This window comes from Pseudomonas sp. UBA3153 (assembly GCF_002364635.1).
Classification (GTDB): domain Bacteria; phylum Pseudomonadota; class Gammaproteobacteria; order Pseudomonadales; family Pseudomonadaceae; genus Pseudomonas_O; species Pseudomonas_O kuykendallii.
This window is the reverse complement of the sequence record NZ_DEYR01000016.1, coordinates 42,577-61,580: the sequence shown is the minus strand read 5'-3', so window position 1 is coordinate 61,580 and position 19,004 is coordinate 42,577. Positions and strand designations below refer to the sequence as shown.

Annotated in this window: 19 protein-coding genes; all 19 read left to right on the top strand. The window is 64.7% G+C overall.

The features are described 5' to 3' along the window. Positions 1-35: 35 nt before the first annotated feature. Positions 36-1,535, top strand: coding sequence for a flagellar filament capping protein FliD (gene fliD, locus B2X67_RS04240; RefSeq protein WP_286784713.1), 1,500 nt, complete (start codon positions 36-38; stop codon positions 1,533-1,535). 209 nt (positions 1,536-1,744) lie between these two features. After that, positions 1,745-2,149: a flagellar export chaperone FliS gene (gene fliS, locus B2X67_RS04235; RefSeq protein WP_286784712.1), complete on the top strand. Its 405-nt coding sequence runs from the start codon at positions 1,745-1,747 to the stop codon at positions 2,147-2,149. Between the two features lie 2 nt (positions 2,150-2,151). Then, positions 2,152-2,445 carry a flagellar protein FliT gene (locus tag B2X67_RS04230; protein WP_273229311.1) on the top strand — a complete coding sequence of 98 codons (294 nt, stop codon included), beginning with the start codon at positions 2,152-2,154 and terminating at the stop codon, positions 2,443-2,445. 162 nt (positions 2,446-2,607) lie between these two features. Further along, positions 2,608-4,080 carry a sigma-54 dependent transcriptional regulator gene (locus tag B2X67_RS04225; RefSeq protein WP_286784711.1) on the top strand — a complete coding sequence of 491 codons (1,473 nt, stop codon included), beginning with the start codon at positions 2,608-2,610 and terminating at the stop codon, positions 4,078-4,080. A gap of 163 nt (positions 4,081-4,243) precedes the next feature. Beyond that, positions 4,244-5,449 carry a sensor histidine kinase gene (locus B2X67_RS04220; RefSeq protein ID WP_286784710.1) on the top strand — a complete coding sequence of 402 codons (1,206 nt, stop codon included), beginning with the start codon at positions 4,244-4,246 and terminating at the stop codon, positions 5,447-5,449. 2 nt (positions 5,450-5,451) lie between these two features. Further along, entirely contained in the window at positions 5,452-6,840 is a 1,389-nt protein-coding gene (gene fleR / locus B2X67_RS04215) for a sigma-54-dependent response regulator transcription factor FleR (protein WP_286784709.1), read from the top strand. Between the two features lie 254 nt (positions 6,841-7,094). Further along, positions 7,095-7,427 (top strand): flagellar hook-basal body complex protein FliE, encoded by a 333-nt coding sequence (fliE, locus tag B2X67_RS04210; protein ID WP_090229594.1) that lies wholly within the window; start codon positions 7,095-7,097, stop codon positions 7,425-7,427. A 19-nt stretch (positions 7,428-7,446) separates the two neighbouring features. Next, positions 7,447-9,255, top strand: coding sequence for a flagellar basal-body MS-ring/collar protein FliF (gene fliF, locus B2X67_RS04205; RefSeq protein ID WP_286784708.1), 1,809 nt, complete (start codon positions 7,447-7,449; stop codon positions 9,253-9,255). Then, entirely contained in the window at positions 9,248-10,261 is a 1,014-nt protein-coding gene (gene fliG, locus B2X67_RS04200) for a flagellar motor switch protein FliG (RefSeq protein WP_090229590.1), read from the top strand. The genes fliF and fliG overlap by 8 nt, the downstream gene beginning before the upstream one ends. Further along, positions 10,262-11,041 (top strand): flagellar assembly protein FliH, encoded by a 780-nt coding sequence (gene fliH, locus B2X67_RS04195; RefSeq protein ID WP_286784707.1) that lies wholly within the window; start codon positions 10,262-10,264, stop codon positions 11,039-11,041. It begins immediately after the preceding gene. Next, a complete protein-coding gene (fliI, locus tag B2X67_RS04190; RefSeq protein WP_090229586.1) occupies positions 11,031-12,386 on the top strand; it encodes a flagellar protein export ATPase FliI in 1,356 nt (451 codons plus the stop codon). Before fliH ends, fliI begins: the two co-directional genes overlap by 11 nt. A gap of 3 nt (positions 12,387-12,389) precedes the next feature. Then, positions 12,390-12,839: a flagellar export protein FliJ gene (fliJ, locus tag B2X67_RS04185; protein ID WP_273229305.1), complete on the top strand. Its 450-nt coding sequence runs from the start codon at positions 12,390-12,392 to the stop codon at positions 12,837-12,839. Between the two features lie 82 nt (positions 12,840-12,921). Then, entirely contained in the window at positions 12,922-13,227 is a 306-nt protein-coding gene (locus tag B2X67_RS04180; protein WP_273229304.1) for an STAS domain-containing protein, read from the top strand. Between the two features lie 6 nt (positions 13,228-13,233). Continuing rightward, positions 13,234-14,922, top strand: coding sequence for a fused response regulator/phosphatase (locus tag B2X67_RS04175; RefSeq protein ID WP_286784706.1), 1,689 nt, complete (start codon positions 13,234-13,236; stop codon positions 14,920-14,922). 30 nt (positions 14,923-14,952) lie between these two features. Continuing rightward, positions 14,953-15,306 (top strand): Hpt domain-containing protein, encoded by a 354-nt coding sequence (locus tag B2X67_RS04170; RefSeq protein ID WP_286784705.1) that lies wholly within the window; start codon positions 14,953-14,955, stop codon positions 15,304-15,306. 112 nt (positions 15,307-15,418) lie between these two features. Next, positions 15,419-16,738 carry a flagellar hook-length control protein FliK gene (locus B2X67_RS04165; RefSeq protein WP_286784704.1) on the top strand — a complete coding sequence of 440 codons (1,320 nt, stop codon included), beginning with the start codon at positions 15,419-15,421 and terminating at the stop codon, positions 16,736-16,738. A gap of 251 nt (positions 16,739-16,989) precedes the next feature. Continuing rightward, the gene (gene fliL / locus B2X67_RS04160; RefSeq protein WP_273229301.1) at positions 16,990-17,517 is read left to right on the top strand and encodes a flagellar basal body-associated protein FliL; all 528 of its coding nucleotides are present in this window, start codon (positions 16,990-16,992) and stop codon (positions 17,515-17,517) included. A gap of 10 nt (positions 17,518-17,527) precedes the next feature. Beyond that, on the top strand, positions 17,528-18,499 hold the full coding sequence (fliM, locus tag B2X67_RS04155) for a flagellar motor switch protein FliM (protein WP_090229570.1): 972 nt from the start codon (positions 17,528-17,530) through the stop codon (positions 18,497-18,499). 45 nt (positions 18,500-18,544) lie between these two features. Then, the gene (gene fliN, locus B2X67_RS04150; RefSeq protein ID WP_273229300.1) at positions 18,545-19,003 is read left to right on the top strand and encodes a flagellar motor switch protein FliN; all 459 of its coding nucleotides are present in this window, start codon (positions 18,545-18,547) and stop codon (positions 19,001-19,003) included. The last annotated feature ends 1 nt before the right edge of the window (position 19,004 follow it).

Sequence of the window (19,004 nt, the reverse complement as noted above, 5' to 3'; positions counted from 1 at the left end):
TCAGCGCCACTAAAATGGCATAGGGGATAGCAACGATGGTGACTACAACATCTACGACGGGAACGACGTCTACGCCGACGCCGGCTACCACCACCAGCTCGTCGTCCACCAAAACGTCGATCACCGGCCTGGGTTCCGGGCTGGATATCGATGCGCTGGTAGAAGTCACCGTCAACGCCGAGAAGGCGCCCAAGCAGGGGCAGATTGATCGCCTTACGGCGAAGACCGAAACCAGTTTGTCTGCCGTGGGCACCTTGAAGGCGGCAATGGAGGCCTTCGAGGCCTCGTTGACCGCGCTGACATCGAAGAGCACCAGTTTCGACGGGCTCAGTGCCAAGTCGTCCACCGAAACGGTCGCCACCGTCACTTCCAAGTCGGGTGCCGTGGAGGGTTTCTACGCGCTCAACGTCACCAGTCTTGCCACCGCCTCGAAGGTAGCCACCGCGAGTCTAAGCGGCGGCAGCGCTACCACCTTCGCATCCGGTGGGAAGCTGAAAATCGACGTGGGCGACAATGCCCACTATTCGGTGAACGTGTCTGCCGGCGCCTCGCTGAGCAGCATCCGCGACTCGATCAATTCCCAGTTGTCTTCGAGCGCCGGTATCACCGCGAACATCGTTACCGACTCCAATGGTTCGCGCCTCGTACTGTCATCGGAAACCACCGGCGAGAATACCGATATCTTCATGTCGGGTACCGGTGATCTGGCAGCACTCAACGTCAACGTCACGTCCACCACCGATGGCGACGGGGTCACCACCGTCTCGCACAATTTGCAGAAGCAGAGCGGCACCGGTGCCGGTTACATCACCCTTTCCGGGGATGCCAAGTTCACCCTCGACGGGCTGGAGATGTCCAGCTCGACCAACACTACGTCCGCCCTCAGCGGCTTGACCATCACCCTGAAGGGGAAGGGCGAGTCGACGATCTCGATGTCGACCAACACCGATGGCATCAAGTCGTCGGTGGAGACCTTCGTCAACGCCTACAACACTCTGATGACGGTGACCAACGCGCTCACCAAGGTCACCGTGTCCGCCGATGGCAGCACCACGGACGCCGGCGCTCTGGTCGGTGATGCGACGATTCGGACCATGATGAACTCGGTCCGCAGCGCAATGGTCCAGCCGTCCACGGGCAGCGGCAGCCTGAGCATCCTGGCACAGCTGGGCGTATCGACGAACAAGGACGGCACCCTGAAGCTCGATGAGAAGGCATTGACCGCCGGCGTCGAAGCCAACTACGACTCGGTCAAGTCCTTCTTCACGGGAGATGACGGGCTGATTTCGCGTCTCGGCGATGTCACCTCGGTGTACACCGCCAAGGGCGGCCTTCTCGAAAGCAAGCAGAACTCGCTGCAGGGCACGCTGGACAAACTGGATGACCAGCAGGAATCGCTTGATCGGCGGATCGAGACACTGCAGACCAGCCTCTACAAGAAGTACAACACCATGGATGCCCTGGTGGCCCAGCTCAACGCGACCAGCTCGAGCATTCTGGAAACGCTCAACGCGTTGAACAACAAGGACAATTGATGTCCCGGGGCTATCACCCCATCCGCCAGCTGGGACGGAGCATGCGCGACGGGGCATTTGCCGCGATCGCCACGCTCCGTAATGGCGTCGCCTTGTGTCTACCCGCCACGCTTTCTCCGAGCAAATTTGCGTTCCACGCTAAAGATTCCACCGGCTGACCCGATAACTAAATCAGAAGGTTTCATTCGTCTTATTTAGGAGCCGCCGGCATGTACCCAGCCTCTGCCCTCAGGAATTACCAGCAAGTCAGCACCCAGTCGCAACTGGCTGAAGCAAGTCCTCACCGTCTGATCCAGATGCTCTACGAGGGAGCTTTGGACCGGATCGCCCAGGCCGAGGGCGCCATGGCGCGCGGTCAGACCGGCGAGAAAGGCGCGCTGATCGGCAAGGCCATCAATATCATCAACGGCTTGCGTCAGGCGCTGGACAAGGAGAAGGGCGGCGAGTACGCCGACAATCTCGAGGGTCTGTACGAATTCATGAGCCAGCGTCTGCTTCAGGCCAATCTGAAGAACGACCCCAGCTCCCTGGAACTGGTTTCTTCCCTGCTGCGCAAGGTCAAAGATGGTTGGGACGGCATCGCGCCGGCTCCTGCTCCCATTCAAGGTGCGTGATCATGAACACTGCCGTTAAGCGTCTCGAAACTACCGGTATAGCTTTGCGGGATGCACTGACCAATCAGGATTGGGCGGCTATCGGCTTGCTCGATCAGCAGTGCCGCGAAGCGGTCGATGACGCCATGCGCGAAGTCGAGCGCGACAGCGACCTGAAGATGACGCTGGAGGACATCCTGGCGATCTACCGTGATCTGGTCACCTCCTGCAGAAGCGTTCGCGAGCGCCTCGGCGAGGAAATGGCCCAGGTCAACAAGGCCCATCAGGGTGCCAAGATCTACAAGATGTTTGGCTGAGACCGCGCTGGCGAAGTGACACAAAGCAAGCCTGAGTCAAATCCAGGCTTTTTTTGTGCCATAAATTTGACTGGCGACCGTTTTTTGACTTTACTAGCGGCATATTGCTACCGCGTTAGAGCCGTGTGGCCTTTTCTCCGTCCGACCTAGAAGCCAACCTCTATGTGGCGTGAAACCAAGATTCTCCTGATTGATGACAATGACGACCGTCGTCGCGACCTGGCGGTCATCCTCAATTTTCTTGGCGAGGACCACCTGGCCTGTCGCAGTCAGGAGTGGCGAGACTGCATCGCTCCGCTGAACTCCAGTCGGGACGTGCTTGGCGTACTGCTCGGCGAAGTCAGCGCTAAGGGCGGTAGCAGCGAGCTGCTCAAGCAGGTCGGTGCCTGGGACGAGTTTCTCCCGGTACTGATGATCGGAGAGTCGCTCGCCGCGGATTGCCCGGAGGAGCTGCGCCGCCGCGTGCTGGCCTCGCTGGAGATGCCGCCCAGCTACAACAAGCTGCTTGACTCGCTGCACCGCGCCCAGGTCTATCGCGAAATGTACGACGAGGCCCGCGAGCGTGGCCGTCAGCGCGAGCCGAACCTGTTCCGCAGCCTGGTGGGCACCAGCCGCGCCATCCAGCATGTGCGGACGATGATGCAGCAGGTCGCGGACACCGAGGCCAGTGTGCTGATCCTCGGCGAGTCGGGCACCGGCAAGGAAGTGGTCGCGCGCAACCTGCATTACCATTCCAAGCGGCGCGAAGGGCCGTTCGTGCCGGTCAACTGCGGCGCGATCCCGGCGGAGCTGCTGGAAAGCGAACTGTTCGGCCACGAGAAGGGCGCGTTCACCGGCGCCATCACCAGCCGGGCAGGGCGCTTCGAGTTGGCCAACGGGGGCACGCTGTTCCTCGATGAAATTGGCGACATGCCGCTGCCGATGCAGGTCAAGCTGTTGCGCGTGCTGCAGGAACGCACCTTCGAGCGAGTCGGCAGCAACAAGACCCAGAGCGCCGATGTGCGCATCATCGCGGCCACCCACAAGAACCTCGAGAAGATGATCGAGGAGGGCAGCTTCCGCGAGGACCTGTATTACCGCCTCAACGTCTTCCCCATCGAGATGGCGCCGCTGCGCGAGCGCGTCGAGGACATCCCGCTGCTGATGAGCGAACTGATCTCGCGCATGGAGCACGAGAAGCGCGGCTCGATCCGTTTCAACTCCGGCTCGATCATGTCGCTGTGTCAGCACGACTGGCCGGGCAACGTCCGCGAGCTGGCCAACCTGGTGGAGCGCATGGCGATCATGCATCCGTACGGGGTGATCGGCGTTTCCGACCTGCCGAAGAAATTCCGCTACGTCGACGACGAGGACGAGAACCTCACCGCCAGCCTGCGCGAAGAGCTCGAAGAGCGCGCCGCGCTGACCAGCCAGCTTCCGGTGGGCATCGACTCCGGCAGCATGCTTCCGCCCGAGGGCCTGGACCTCAAGGATTATCTGGGCAACCTCGAGCAGGGCCTCATCCAGCAAGCACTGGACGACGCCAACGGCGTGGTGGCACGCGCCGCCGAGCGCCTGCGCATCCGCCGCACGACGCTGGTGGAGAAAATGCGCAAGTACGGCATGAGCCGCCGCGAGGATGAAGACGAGGGCTGACGCGCTTCTCGTCTCCCACGCCCGCTTCACGGGTTTCCCTTCCAAAAGTTTGACGCCCGCTTATCAACTCATTGAAAAGCGGGCTGTTTTTTTATGGGCACGGGGATTGCTATTCGTCTCTCAACACGACCGTTCTCTGACGGTCGCCACGCGAGAGATTCACATGAAGCCAGTCGCCCAGAGCGCCGCCATCGAACCCGTTCCGCCGAGCGATCGCTCCGCCAATGAACTCGGCCGGGCGTATGCGTTGTTCGAGCAGATGTCGGAACGGCTCAGCGACTCCTACGGATCGCTGCAGGCCCGCGTCGATCAGCTCACCGGCGAACTGGAACTGGTCAGCGCCCAGCGCATGCAGGAGCTGGCAGAGAAGGAGCGCCTGGCGCAGCGTCTGCAGAGCCTGCTCGACCTGCTTCCCGGCGGGGTCGTGGTGATCGACGGCCAGGGCCTGGTCCGCGAAGCCAATCCGGTCGCCGGGCAACTGCTCGGCCAGCCGCTGGTCGGGGTGCTCTGGCGCCAGGTGATCGTCCGTTGCTTCGCGCCGCGCCAGGACGATGGCCACGAAGTGTCGCTCAAGGATGGCCGGCGGCTGTCCATCGCGACGCGTTCGCTCAATGGGGAGCCGGGCCAGCTGGTGCTGCTCACCGACCTTACCGAAACCCGCCGCCTGCAGGACCAGTTGGCCCGTCACGAGCGGCTTTCCGCGCTCGGCCGGATGGTCGCCTCGCTGGCGCATCAGGTGCGCACGCCGCTGTCGGCGGCGATGCTCTATGCCAGCCATCTGAACGAGCGCGTGCTGCCTCCCGAGCAGCAACAGCGTTTCGCCGGGCGTCTCAAGGAGCGCCTGCATGAGCTGGAGCACCAGGTCCGCGACATGCTGGTGTTCGCCCGTGGCGAGCTGCCGATGACCGATAGACTGGCGCCCGGAGCGTTGTTCGATGCGCTGCGCAGCGCCGCGGAGACCCATATCGACGGGGTGAACGTGCGCTGGCAGTGCGACGCGCGGGTGGGCGAACTGCTGTGCAACCGCGACACCCTGGTCGGCACGGTGATCAACCTGATCGAGAACGCCCTCCAGGCCGCCGCCGGGCGCGGTGTCGCCCTGAAGATTCACCTGTACGCGCGCGCCGACCGCCTGCGCCTGTGCGTCAGCGACAACGGCCCCGGCATCGATGCGCCGACCCTGGCGCGGCTGGGCGAACCGTTCTTCACCACCAGAACCACCGGCACCGGCCTCGGGCTGGCGGTGGTCAAGGCCGTGGCGCGTGCGCATCGCGGCGCGCTGCAACTGCGTTCGCGGGTTGGCTTCGGTACCTGCGCGATTCTCGATCTGCCGCTGATCGCTGCGGCGCCAACTGCTTTTCCGGAGTGACCATGACCGCGAACATCCTGCTCGTCGAAGACGACCGCGCCCTGCGCGAGGCCCTGGCCGACACGCTGGCGCTGGCCGGTCACGATTTCGTCGCCGTGGACTGCGCCGAAGCGGCGCTCGCCGCGCTGCACGAGCACGCCTTCAGCCTGGTGCTGAGCGACGTGAACATGCCGGGTATGGATGGCCATCACCTGCTCGGGCTGATCCGTTCGCGCTATCCGCAATTGCCGGTGCTGCTGATGACCGCCTACGGCGCCGTCGAGCGCGCGGTGGACGCGATGCGCCAGGGCGCCGTCGATTACCTGGTCAAGCCGTTCGATTCGAACACCCTGCTGGAGCTCGTCGGGCGCCACGCGCTCGGCCGTCCTGGCGTCAGCGACGAAGGTCCGGTCGCACTGGAGCCGGCCAGTCTGCAGCTGCTCGACCTGGCGGCCCGTGTCGCCCGTAGCGACTCGACGGTGATGATCACCGGCGAATCCGGCACCGGCAAGGAAGTGCTGGCACGCTACATCCACCAGCAGTCGCCGCGTGCCGCCAAGCCGTTCATCGCGATCAACTGCGCGGCGATTCCCGACAACATGCTCGAGGCCACGCTGTTCGGCCATGAGAAGGGTTCCTTCACCGGCGCGGTCAGCGCACAGCCGGGCAAGTTCGAGCTGGCGGAAGGCGGGACTCTCCTGCTCGACGAGATTTCCGAAATGCCGCTCGGCCTGCAGGCCAAACTGCTGCGGGTGCTGCAGGAGCGCGAAGTGGAACGCGTCGGTGCGCGCAAGCCGATCGCCCTGGACATCCGCGTGCTCGCCACCAGCAACCGCGATCTGCAGGTGGAAGTGGCGGCGGGGCGCTTCCGCGAAGATCTCTACTACCGGCTTTCGGTATTCCCGCTGGCCTGGCGCCCGCTGCGCGAAAGGACCGCCGATATCCTGCCGCTGGCCGAACGCCTGCTCGGCAAGCACGTCAAGAAAATGAACCATGCCGCCGTGCGCTTCTCCGAGCAGGCACGCGCTTGCCTGACCGCGCACCCCTGGCCGGGCAACGTGCGCGAACTGGACAACGCCATCCAGCGCGCGCTGATCCTCCAGCAGGGCGGCATCATCCAGCCCCACGACCTGTGCCTGACCTCGCCCATCGGCTATGCCCCGGTGCCGGTGCCGGTAGCCGCGCCAATGCTGGTCAGTCCGCCGCCCGCCGCGGCGGAGGCTGCCGGTGACCTGAGCGAAGACCTGCGCCGGCGGGAGTTCAAGATGATCATCGAGACGCTGCGCTGCGAGCGCGGCCGACGCAAGGAGGCGGCGGAGCGCTTGGGGATCAGCCCGCGCACCCTGCGCTACAAGCTGGCCCAGATGCGCGACGCCGGAATGGACGTGGAGGCTTATCTCTACGCCAGCTGATGTCGTCCGCAGCGTCCCGCCAGTAATCCGCCAGCGGCTATCCCAGCCGCCGTTTCCGTCGAAAGTCTCGACGGATTTCGTTCGCGCGGGTATCGAACAACTGACCTGACGAAGGCGCCTTCATCGCTGCAGGCCGCGTCTGCCGGGCGCTCCAGCCCGTATGCCGAACCTGTTCAGGTTTTGGCACCCTAGTTGCAATCTCCTATTCAAGAAGCCGCCAAGCGTCAAAAAAGCTGCGGAAGCCGGAGAGTGCGATGAGCCAGGGTATTGAATTCAATCGACTGATGCTGGAAATGCGTTCCATGCAGACGGAAGCGATGGCCCGCGCCAAACCGGCGGCCAGCGAGCCCGCCGCAGTGGGCGCGCCAAGCTTCGCCGACATGCTCGGTCAGGCCGTCGGCAAGGTGAATGAAACCCAGCAAGCCTCCAGCCAGCTTTCCAATGCGTTCGAGATGGGCAAGAGCGGGGTGGACATCACCGACGTGATGATCGCATCCCAAAAGGCGAGCGTTTCCTTCCAGGCCATGACCCAGGTGCGTAACAAACTGGTTCAGGCGTATCAAGACATCATGCAGATGCCGGTTTAAGGGCAGGTAGGATCAAGACATGGCCGATGCTGTTATGAACGTTCCCGCCCGCAACCCCGCCGACGCTTCGGAGCCGAAGAAGCCGCTGCTGGGTCTCGCCTTCCTCAGCAACCTGTCGCAGATGAGCATGCTGCGGCAGATCGGGCTGCTGGTTGGCCTGGCCGCCAGCGTGGCGATCGGCTTCGCCGTGGTGCTCTGGTCGCAACAGCCGGACTACCGTCCGCTGTACGGCAGCCTGACCGGCATGGACGCCAACCAGGTGATCGAAGCGCTGACCACCGCCGACATTCCCTACAAGATCGAGCCGAACTCCGGCGCGCTGCTGGTCAAGGCCGACGACGTCGCCCGCGCCCGCATCAAGCTGGCCGGCGCCGGCATCCAGCAGACCGACGGCAATGTAGGCTTCGAGATCCTCGACAAGGAGCAGGCCCTCGGCACCAGCCAGTTCATGGAAGCGACCAACTACCGTCGCGGCCTGGAAGGTGAACTGGGCCGCACCGTCGCCAGCCTCAACAACATCAAGGCTGCCCGTGTGCACCTGGCGATCCCGAAGAGCTCGGTATTCGTTCGTGACGAGCGCAAGCCGACCGCTTCGGTGCTGGTCGAGCTGTATCCGGGCCGCAGCCTCGAGCCGAGCCAGGTGATGGCTATCGTCAACCTGGTCGCCACCAGCGTGCCGGAGCTGAGCAAGTCGCAAGTCACCGTCGTCGACCAGAAGGGCAACCTGCTGTCCGACCAGCAGGAGCTGTCCGAACTGTCGATGGCCGGCAAGCAGTACGACTACAGCCGCCGCATGGAAAGCATGTTCACCCAGCGCGTGCAGAACATCCTCCAGCCGGTGGTCGGTAACGGCCGCTACAAGGCCGAAGTCTCCGCCGACGTCGATTTCAGCGCGGTGGAATCCACCTCCGAAACCTTCAACCCGGATCAGCCGGCGCTGCGCAGCGAGCAGTCGGTCAACGAACAACGCAGCACCAGCTCCAGCAGCGGCGGCGTGCCGGGCGCGCTGTCCAACCAGCCTCCGGGCCCCGCCAGCGCACCGCAGCAGACCGGCCAGGCCGCTGCCGCACCCGCCGGCCCGATTGCCGCCGGCCAGCCGCTGCTCGACGCCAATGGCGCACAGATCATGGACCCGGCCACCGGTCAGCCGATGCTGGCGCCGTTCCCGGCCGACAAGCGCGAGCAGGCTACCCGCAACTACGAGCTGGACCGTTCCGTCAGCTACACCAAACAGCAGCAGGGCCGTCTGCGCCGTCTGTCGGTTGCGGTGGTACTGGACGACCAGATCAAGGTCAACCCTGAGAATGGCGAAGTTACCCACACACCGTGGAACGCCGACGAACTGGCGCGCTTCACCCGCCTGGTGCAGGACGCCGTAGGCTTCGACGCCAGCCGTGGCGACAGTGTGAGCGTGATCAACAACGCCTTCGCTCCGGACACCGGCATCGAGGCCATCGACATTCCGTGGTACGAGCAGACCTGGTTCAGCATGCTGATGAGCACGCTCAAGCAACTGTTCCCGGCACTGCTGATCATGATCCTGGTGTGGTTCGTCCTGCGTCCGGTGCTGAACAACATCAGCGGCGGCGGCAAGGGCAAGGAGCTGGGCGCCTTCGGTGCCGCGGGTGGTGTAGCCGGAGGCTTGAACGGTGGGCTTGAAGGTGAGCTGTCCGACGATCGCGTGAGCCTTGGCGGCCCGCAGAGCATCATGCTGCCGAGCCCGTCCGAGGGTTATGATGCGCAGCTCAACGCCATCAAGAATCTTGTGGCCGAAGACCCGGGTCGTGTCGCCCAGGTCGTGAAAGACTGGATCAACGCCGATGAATGAGCGCGCCCCCACCAAGCTGAACAAGGTCGACAAGGCAGCCATCCTGCTGTTGTCCCTGGGTGAAACCGACGCCGCGCAGGTGTTGCGTCACCTCGGTCCGAAGGAAGTGCAACGCGTCGGCATGGCCATGGCGCAGATGCGCAACGTGCACCGCGAGCAGGTCGAGAAGGTGATGGGCGAGTTCGTCGACATCGTCGGCGACCAGACCAGCCTGGGCGTCGGCGCCGATGGCTACATCCGCAAGATGCTGACCCAGGCGCTGGGCGAGGACAAGGCCGGCAGCCTGATCGACCGGATTCTCCTTGGTGGCAGCACCAGCGGTCTGGACAGCCTGAAGTGGATGGAGCCGCGCGCCGTGGCCGACGTGATCCGCTACGAGCACCCGCAGATCCAGGCAATCGTGGTCGCCTACCTGGACCCCGACCAGGCCGGCGAGGTGCTCAGCCACTTCGACCACAAGGTGCGCCTGGACATCATCCTGCGCGTTTCCTCGCTGAACACCGTGCAGCCGGCGGCGTTGAAGGAGCTCAACCAGATTCTCGAGAAGCAGTTCTCCGGCAGTTCCAACACCTCGCGCGCCACCATGGGCGGCGTGAAGCGGGCGGCCGACATCATGAACTACCTGGACAGCTCGTCCGAAGGCCAGTTGATGGATTCGATCCGCGAGATGGACGAAGACCTGTCGTCGCAGATCGAGGACCTGATGTTCGTCTTCGACAACCTGGCCGACGTCGACGACCGCGGCATCCAGGCGCTGATGCGCGAAGTCTCGTCCGACGTGCTGGTCCTGGCGCTCAAGGGCTCCGACGAGGCGATCAAGGAAAAGGTCTTCAAGAACATGTCCAAACGCGCGGCCGAGTTGCTGCGCGACGACCTCGAAGCGAAGGGCCCGGTGCGCGTCAGCGACGTCGAGACCGCGCAGAAGGAAATTCTTACCATTGCCCGCCGGATGGCCGAAGCCGGGGAAATCGTCCTGGGTGGCAAGGGCGGCGAAGAGATGATCTAAATGGCGAAGGAAGAGCCCAGCGACCTGATCCGCGCGCGCGACGTTCGCGGTAGTGGTTTCGAGAGCTGGTCGCTGCCCAGTTTCGACCCGCCGCCGCTGCCGGGCAGCGAGCCCGCGGCGCCGGAGCCGAGCGAGGAGAGTGCGCAGAACCTGATCGAGGACATCTCCGATCAGGCCGTCAAGCCGCTGACGCTGGACGAACTTGAGGCGATCCGCCAGGACGCCTACAACGAAGGCTTCGCCACCGGCGAGAAGGACGGCTTCCATTCGGGCCAGATCAAGGCCAAGCAGGAGGCCGACGCGCTGCTGAACGTCAAGCTCGAGCGGCTCGAACAGCTGATGTCACAGCTGTTCGAGCCCATCGGCGAGCAGGACCAGCAGCTCGAGGCTACGCTCGTGGAAATGGTCGGCCACGTCGTTCGCCAGGTCATCCAGCGCGAGCTGGTGACCGATTCCAGCCAGTTGCGCCAGGTCGTCCGTGAGTCCCTCAAATTGCTGCCGATGGGGGCCGAGAACGTGCGTATCCATGTCAATCCGCAGGACTTCGAGCTGGTCAAGGCGTTGCGCGAACGCAACGAGGAGAAGTGGCGGATTCTGGAAGACGAGAACCTGCTGCCCGGAGGCTGCAAGGTGGAAAGCGAGCACAGCCAGATCGACGCCAGCATAGAGACGCGCCTGGCCCAGGCGATGAACCAGATTTTCGAACACCAGCGCGAGCAGAAGGTGCACCCGCCGGCTGCCGATGTCGCCGTCGACCTGAGCACGCCCGATGCGTCTTGAGCGCACCAGCCTCGCCCGGCGTCTGGCAGGCTACGTCGAGGCCGTGCAGCTTCCCAGCCAGCCGCTGGTGGAAGGGCGCCTGCTGCGGATGGTCGGCCTGACCCTCGAAGCCGAAGGTTTGCGCGCCGCCATCGGCAGTCGCTGCCTGGTGATCAACGACGGCAGCTACCAGCCGGTCCAGGTCGAGGCCGAGGTCATGGGCTTCTCCAACGGCAAGATCTACCTGATGCCCGTCGGCAGCCTGGCCGGTATCGCGCCCGGCGCCCGCGTGGTGCCGATGCCCGATACCGGCCGCCTGCCGATGGGCATGAGCATGCTTGGCCGGGTGCTCGACGGCGCCGGCAATGCCCTCGACGGCAAGGGTCGGATGAAGGCCGAGGACTGGGTGCCGATGGACGGCCCGATCATCAACCCGCTCAATCGCGAGCCCATCCATGAGCCGCTGGACGTCGGTATCCGCTGCATCAACGGGCTGCTCACCGTGGGGCGCGGCCAGCGCCTCGGCCTGTTCGCCGGGACGGGCGTGGGCAAGAGCGTGCTGCTGGGCATGATGACGCGCTTCACCGAGGCCGAGATCATCGTCGTCGGGCTGATCGGCGAACGTGGCCGCGAGGTGAAGGAATTCATCCAGGAGATCCTCGGCGAGGAAGGCCTCAAGCGTTCGGTGGTGGTGGCTTCGCCGGCGGACGAAGCGCCGCTGATGCGCCTGCGCGCGGCGATGTACTGCACGCGCATCGCCGAGTACTTCCGCGACAAGGGCAAGAACGTCCTGCTGCTGATGGATTCGCTGACCCGTTTCGCCCAGGCCCAGCGGGAGATCGCCCTGGCCATCGGCGAGCCGCCGGCGACCAAGGGTTATCCGCCCTCGGTGTTCGCCCGGCTGCCCAAGCTGGTCGAACGGGCCGGCAACGCCGAGGCCGGCGGCGGCTCGATCACCGCGTTCTACACCGTGCTCTCCGAGGGCGACGACCAGCAGGACCCGATCGCCGACTCGGCGCGCGGGGTGCTCGACGGCCACTTCGTGCTGTCCCGGCGCCTGGCCGAAGAGGGCCACTACCCGGCGATCGACATCGAAGCCTCCATCAGCCGGGTGATGCCCCAGGTCGTCAGCCCCGAACACCTGCGCAACGCCCAGCGTTTCAAGCAGCTGTGGTCGCGCTACCAGCAGAGTCGCGACCTGATCAGCGTCGGCGCCTACGTCGCCGGCGGCGATCCGGAGACCGACATGGCCATCGCCAAGCAGCCGCTGATGGTCGCCTACCTGCGCCAGGGCCTGCGCGAAAGCGAGAGTCTGGAGCAGGCGTCGGCGAACCTGGCTGCGGTTCTGCAGGCCGGCAAGGGCTGATAGATGGCGCAGAGCAGAGCGGCCCGGCTGGTGCCGGTGGTGGACATGGCGGAAAAGGCCGAGCGCGAGGCCGCGCGCATGCTCGGCCGCTGCCAGACCCAGCTCGGCCAGGTGGAAAACCAGCTCAACGAACTGCACCGGTATCGCGGCGATTACCAGAAGCAACTGGTCAATCAGGGGCAGCAGGGCGTTTCCGGGCAGTGGCTGATCAACTACCAGCGCTTTCTATCGCAGCTAGAAACGGCCGTCGCCCAGCAGCAGCGCAACGTCGATTTCCACCGCGAGAACCTGCGCAAGGCGCGTGACGCCTGGCAGGCCTGCTACACGCGCCTCGAAGGGCTGCGCAAGCTGGTCCAGCGCTACATCGAGGAAGCGCGGGCGGCGGACGAGAAGCGCGAGCAGAAGCAGCTCGACGAGCTTGCCGCCCGGCTGTCCGCGCGGCGTACCGACTGACTGCGGTTGCTCCCCTGGCGAGTCGGTGCTACATCTTGATCAGGCGCCGCCTGCAGTCCTTCCCGGCGCATAAGGAGAATTCATGGCTATAACCTCGCAAGCCTCCGATGACGGTCAGGAGCTGACCATCCTCATTCAGGGGCGTTTCGATTTCGGTGCCCACCAGGAATTCCGCGACGCCTACGAACGCATAAGCGCCTCGCCCAAGCGCTACGTGATCGACCTCAAGGGTGCGACCTATCTGGACAGTTCCGCGCTCGGCATGCTGTTGCTGCTGCGCGATCACGCCGGCGGCGAGAGTGCCGCGATCAGCCTGATCAACTGCAGCCCGGACGTGCGCAAGATCCTCACCATCTCCAATTTCGAACAGCTCTTCCGGATCAGTTGAGGCGGTATGTCTGAGCGGTTGTCGGTCCTCATCGCGGAGGATAACGCCGCCGATCGCCTGCTGCTCTCGGCCATCGTCACCCGCGAGGGCCATCGCGCGCTGACCGCCGCCGACGGGCAGGAAGCCCTTGAGCTGTTCTGCCGCGAACGGCCGCAGTTGGTGTTGATGGACGCGCTGATGCCGGTGATGGACGGCTTCGAGGCAGCGCGACTGATCAAACTCGCCGCCGGCGAGACGCTTGTCCCGATCATCTTCCTCACGTCCCTGACCGAGAACGACGCCCTGGTGCATTGCCTTGAGGTCGGCGACGATTTCCTCGCCAAGCCCTACAACCGGGTGATCCTCGGCGCCAAGATTCGCGCGATGGACCGCCTGCGCCGCCTGCAGCAGACGGTGCTGGAGCAGCGCGACCTGATCGCCAAGCACAACGAACACCTGGTTGCCGAGCAGCGCGTGGCCAAGGCGGTGTTCGACAAGGTCGCGCACTCGGGCTGCCTGAACGCGCCCAATATCCGCTACCTGCAATCGCCCTACGCGCTGTTCAACGGCGACCTGATGCTGGCCGCGTACAAACCCTCTGGCGGCATGCATGTGCTGCTCGGCGACTTCACCGGCCACGGGCTGCCCGCGGCAATCGGGGCGATGCCGCTGGCGGAGGTGTTCTACGGCATGACCACCAAGGGCTACGGGCTTGCCGACATCCTTCGTGAGGTGAATGCCAAGCTCAAGCGCATCCTCCCGGTCGGGGTGTTCTGCTGCGCGACGCTGATCAACCTGAGTTTCCACCGGCGCGTGGTCGAGGTGTGGAACGGCGGCCTGCCGGACGGCTACCTGCTGCGCGGCGGGAGCAATGAACGTATTCCGCTGGTTTCCCGTCACCTGCCGCTCGGCGTGCTGGAACCGGCGGTGTTCGACGAGAAGTACGAGGTCTATCCGCTGCTGGAGGGCGATCGCCTGCTGCTGCTGTCGGATGGGCTGCTGGAGACGCGCAATCATGCGGGCGAGCTGTTCGGCGAACAGCGCCTGCTGGACCTGATGGCGGTGAACGAGCAGCGCGGCCAACTGTTCGACGAGGTGCAGCAGGCCCTGAGCGCCTTCCGCGGCGAAACCCAAGACGACGTCAGCCTGATCGAACTCAGCCTGATCGAGGAGGCGAGGTCCTCGCCGTTGACGTTCTCCAACGACGGCAACGACACGCCGCTGGACTGGTCGGCCTGTTTCGAATTCCGCGCGGAAACCCTCAAACACATGAACCCGCTGCCCTACCTGCTGCAGCTGCTGCTGGAGGTGCAGGGCCTGCGCCCTCAGGTCGGGGCGCTCTACACCGTGCTGGTCGAGCTCTACTCCAACGCTCTGGAGCATGGCGTGCTGCGCCTGGACTCGTCGCTCAAGCGCGACGTGCAAGGCTTCGCCCAGTACTACGGCGAGCGCCGGGAGCGGCTCGCCCGGCTGGAGGAAGGCTTCGTGCGTTTTCACCTGGAACTGCGCCCCGAGCACGGAGGCGGGCGCCTGATCATGCGGGTCGAGGACAGCGGCGGCGGATTCGACCTGGCGGCGGCCAGGGCCTGCGAGCAATCCACCGAACAACTGCACGGGCGTGGCTTGAAACTGGTCAGCCAACTGGCCGAGAAGAGCGACTGGGAGAACGATGGACGGGGCGTCAGCGTGGAGTTTTCCTGGTCCGCTCAGGCATAATTCCCACCCCCTTGATCATGGAGTGAGCAAGTGTCAGACGCGCATCTCGACGGTACTGTCCTCGCTTCACTGCAGGACCTCATGGAAGGCGAATACCCGGTTCTGCTGGATACCTTCCTGGCCGATTCCGAAGAGCGTGTGCGCCTGCTGGCCGGGGCTTTGCGTGTCAAGGATGCGCAGCTCCTGCGCCTGACCGCGCACAGCTTCAAGGGCAGTTGCAGCAACATGGGCGCCCTGTCGCTGGCGGACCTGTGCAAGCAGCTCGAAGACCAAAGCGAACGGCAGTCGTTTGACAGCGCCGCCGTTCTGGTCGAGCAGATCAACCGTGAATTCGCCATCGTCCGCATCCTGATGAAGTCGGAGCGTCAACGTTTTCGCGGTTGAGTGGCTGCGAAGGCTCTTCTCCCGGCGCAAAGCCGCGTAAACCGGCGCTTTCCAAAAGCTGGCCCCTAACTTGCTTATTTCAGGCACGACCCATCCGAGCGGAGAGTGCCCCATGTCCGTCGCCCCCGATCTGCTTCTTCAGTCCGCGTCCGATACGCGGATGAAGTTGCCCGCGGTGAAAGCCCCGGTAAAGACCGACGACACCAGCAAACGCGAGGCTTCCAGCTTCGCCGACGTCTATGCCAAGGAACGCCAGCCCAAGTCCGCGGACCGCAGCGACGCGCCTGCGAAGGCGCGCCATGAGAAGACCGCCGACAACAAGCGCAACGACGCGCGTGACGACACGACCGCCAAGGCGAAGCCGGAGGTTGCCGATAGCGGCAAAGCCTTGCCGAGCAAGAAGGCGGTTGACGACGCGGAACCGGCCGACGAGCAGGTGCAGGCGACCGACCAGCCTAACGGCCAGCCAATCGACCCGCTGGTGCTGATGGGGCTGGTGCCGCAGCCCGTGGTTCCAACGGTGCCGGAGCCGGACGTGGCGGTGCCCGCGCTGGCGACGGACGTTGCCGCCGTCGAGGTGCCGGCCGTACCGCTGGCCGCTGCGACGCAGGGCGAACCGGAGCCGCAGGCCACGGGCAGTGTCGAAGACCTTCTGCCGCCCGGCCTGACGTTGCCGGAGGATTTCCAGGCCGCCCAGGCCGTGGTGGCGCAGCAGGCCAAGGCGGTCGCGGTCCAGACCGTGAACACCGAGGCCGCCAAGGCGCCGCTCGACCCTGCGCTCGCCGCTCCGCTGGTCGAGCAGTTGCCGGTCGATGGCGAGGCGCTCGCCGCACTGAAGCCCGGCGAGCTCGAAGCCGATTCGGGTGACCTGAAGGACAGTGTCAGCGAGCTGCGCGCGGAAAACTTCGCCAATAAACTGAATTCGCTCAACCAGGCCATGACCCAGCAGGTCAACGCGACCCAACGTTCCGCGGTGGTGCCGGGGCAGCCGGTGCCCATGCAGCAGAACGGCTGGTCCGAGGCGGTGGTCGATCGGGTGATGTGGATGTCCAGCCAGAATCTGAAATCGGCGGAGATACAGCTCGATCCGCAGGACCTGGGGCGTCTGGACGTGAAGATCAGCCTCAACCAGGACCAGACCCAGATCGCCTTCGCCAGTCCGCATCCCGCGGTCCGCGAGGCGCTGGAAGGCCAGATGAACCGTCTGCGCGACATGTTCACCCAGCAGGGCATGAACCTGGGCGACGTCAACGTTTCCGACCAGTCGCTGGCGCGTGGCTGGCAGGGGCAGGGGAGCGAAGGGCAGGGCCGCGGCGGCTCATCGTCGCGCGGCGGCTCGGGCGGTTCCGAGGACGAAGTGCTCATCGGCAGCGTCGAGGTCGCCAGCACGCCGCTCAAGGCGGGTCGCGGACTGGTCGACTACTACGCCTGACGCGGCGTTTCGAAAACCTGAAAGGCCCGATCGGCTCTGTCCCGTCGGGCCTTTTTCGTTTGCGCTCCCGCCGGCGCTGCCGGTTTTCTCGGCGGTCGGCCAACACAGGGGCTATGCAGCGCGCGACGCGAGGTCGAAGATGCCCGGCGAAAGAGTTTTCCGGGAAGGCCTTTTACTTATAAGCTGGCATAGCACTTGCTCCTAAGCCATTGATGGCTGTAAAGATCCCTGACGCGCGACGGAATATTGGCATGGCGAAGAAAGCTCCACCCCAGCCCGCCCCCGAGGGGGCCGAGAAACCTGCGGGCAAAAGCAAACTCAAACTGATCATCGTGATCGTGCTGGCCCTGTTGCTGGCGATAGGCGGTTCCGTCGGCGCGACCTGGTTCTTCCTCAGCAAGAGCATGAAGAAGGAGGAGGCGCCGGCGGCCGAGGAGCACGCCGCCGCTCCGGTCAAGCAGCCGGCCATCTACGAAGCGCTGGCGCCGGCCTTCGTGGTCAACTTCAATTACAACGGCCGGCAGCGCTACATGCAGGTCACAGTGGCGCTGATGGCCCGTGATCAGGCGGCCCTCGACGCGTTGAAGGTGCACATGCCGGTCCTGCGGAACAACCTGGTGATGCTGTTTTCCAGCCAGGATTTCGAAAGCCTGACCAGCGCCGTCGGCAAGGAAATGCTGCGCCAGAAGGCCACCGCCAGCGTCCAGGAACTGGCGCAGAAAGAGGTCGGCAAGACGGTGATCGAGCAGGTTCTCTTCACCAACTTCGTATTGCAGTAGGAGCCCGTCCATGGCTGTACAAGACCTGCTGTCGCAGGACGAAATCGACGCCCTGCTGCACGGCGTGGACGATGGCGCCGTCGAGACCGAAACCGACGTCGAGCCCGGCAGCGTCAAGAGCTACGACCTCACCAGCCAGGACCGCATCGTTCGCGGTCGCATGCCGACGCTGGAGATGATCAACGAGCGCTTCGCCCGTTACACCCGCATCAGCATGTTCAACCTCCTGCGCCGCTCGGCGGACGTGGCGGTCGGTGGCGTGCAGGTGATGAAGTTCGGTGAATACGTGCATTCGCTGTACGTGCCGACCAGCCTCAACCTGGTGAAGATGAAGCCGCTGCGCGGAACCGCGCTGTTCATCCTCGACGCCAAGCTGGTGTTCAAGCTGGTGGACAATTTCTTCGGCGGCGACGGCCGTCACGCCAAGATCGAAGGCCGCGAGTTCACCCCGACCGAGTTGCGCGTGGTGCGGATGGTCATCGACCAGGCCTTCAACGACCTTCGCGAAGCCTGGCACGCGGTGCTCGACGTGAACTTCGAGTACATCAACTCCGAGGTCAACCCGGCCCTGGCGAACATCGTCAGTCCCAGCGAAGTGGTGGTGGTCTCGACCTTCCACATCGAGCTGGACGGCGGCGGCGGCGACCTGCACATCACCATGCCGTACTCGATGATCGAGCCGATCCGGGAAATGCTCGACGCCGGCTTCCAGTCCGACATGGACGATCAGGACGAGCGCTGGGTGAAGGCACTGCGCGAGGACATCCTCGACGTCAGCGTGCCGCTCGGCGCCACGGTGGCACGGCGCCAGCTCAAGGTCCGGGACATTTTGCACATGCAGCCCGGCGACGTGATCCCGGTGGAGCTGCCGGAAAACATCGTCCTGCGCGCCAACGGCGTGCCGGCGTTCAAGGTCAAGATCGGCGCGCACAAGGGCAACCTGTCCCTGCAGGTGCTCGAGCCGATAGGCCGCGCCCGCTGAGGCGGGCGTCTCCATTCCCTTTTCAGAGCCAGCCGAGGAACACCGATGGCAGACGATCAAGACACCTCCCCCGAGGAGAAAGCACTGGCCGATGAATGGGCCGCGGCACTTGCCGAGGCCGGCGACGCCGACCAAGACGACATCGACGCCATGCTCGCGCAGAGCGCGGCGCCGCCCGCGCCGCGGGCGCAGATGGAGGAATTCGGCAGCGTGCCGCGCTCCAACGCTCCGGTCAGCCTGGACGGCCCGAACCTGGACGTGATCCTCGACATTCCGGTGTCGATCTCGATGGAGGTCGGCAACACCGACATCACCATTCGCAACCTGCTGCAGCTGAACCAGGGTTCGGTGATCGAGCTGGACCGCCTGGCGGGCGAGCCGCTCGACGTGCTGGTCAACGGCACGCTGATCGCGCATGGCGAAGTGGTGGTGGTCAACGAGAAGTTCGGCATCCGCCTGACCGATGTGATCAGCCCCAGCGAACGCATCAAGAAGCTGAGCTGAC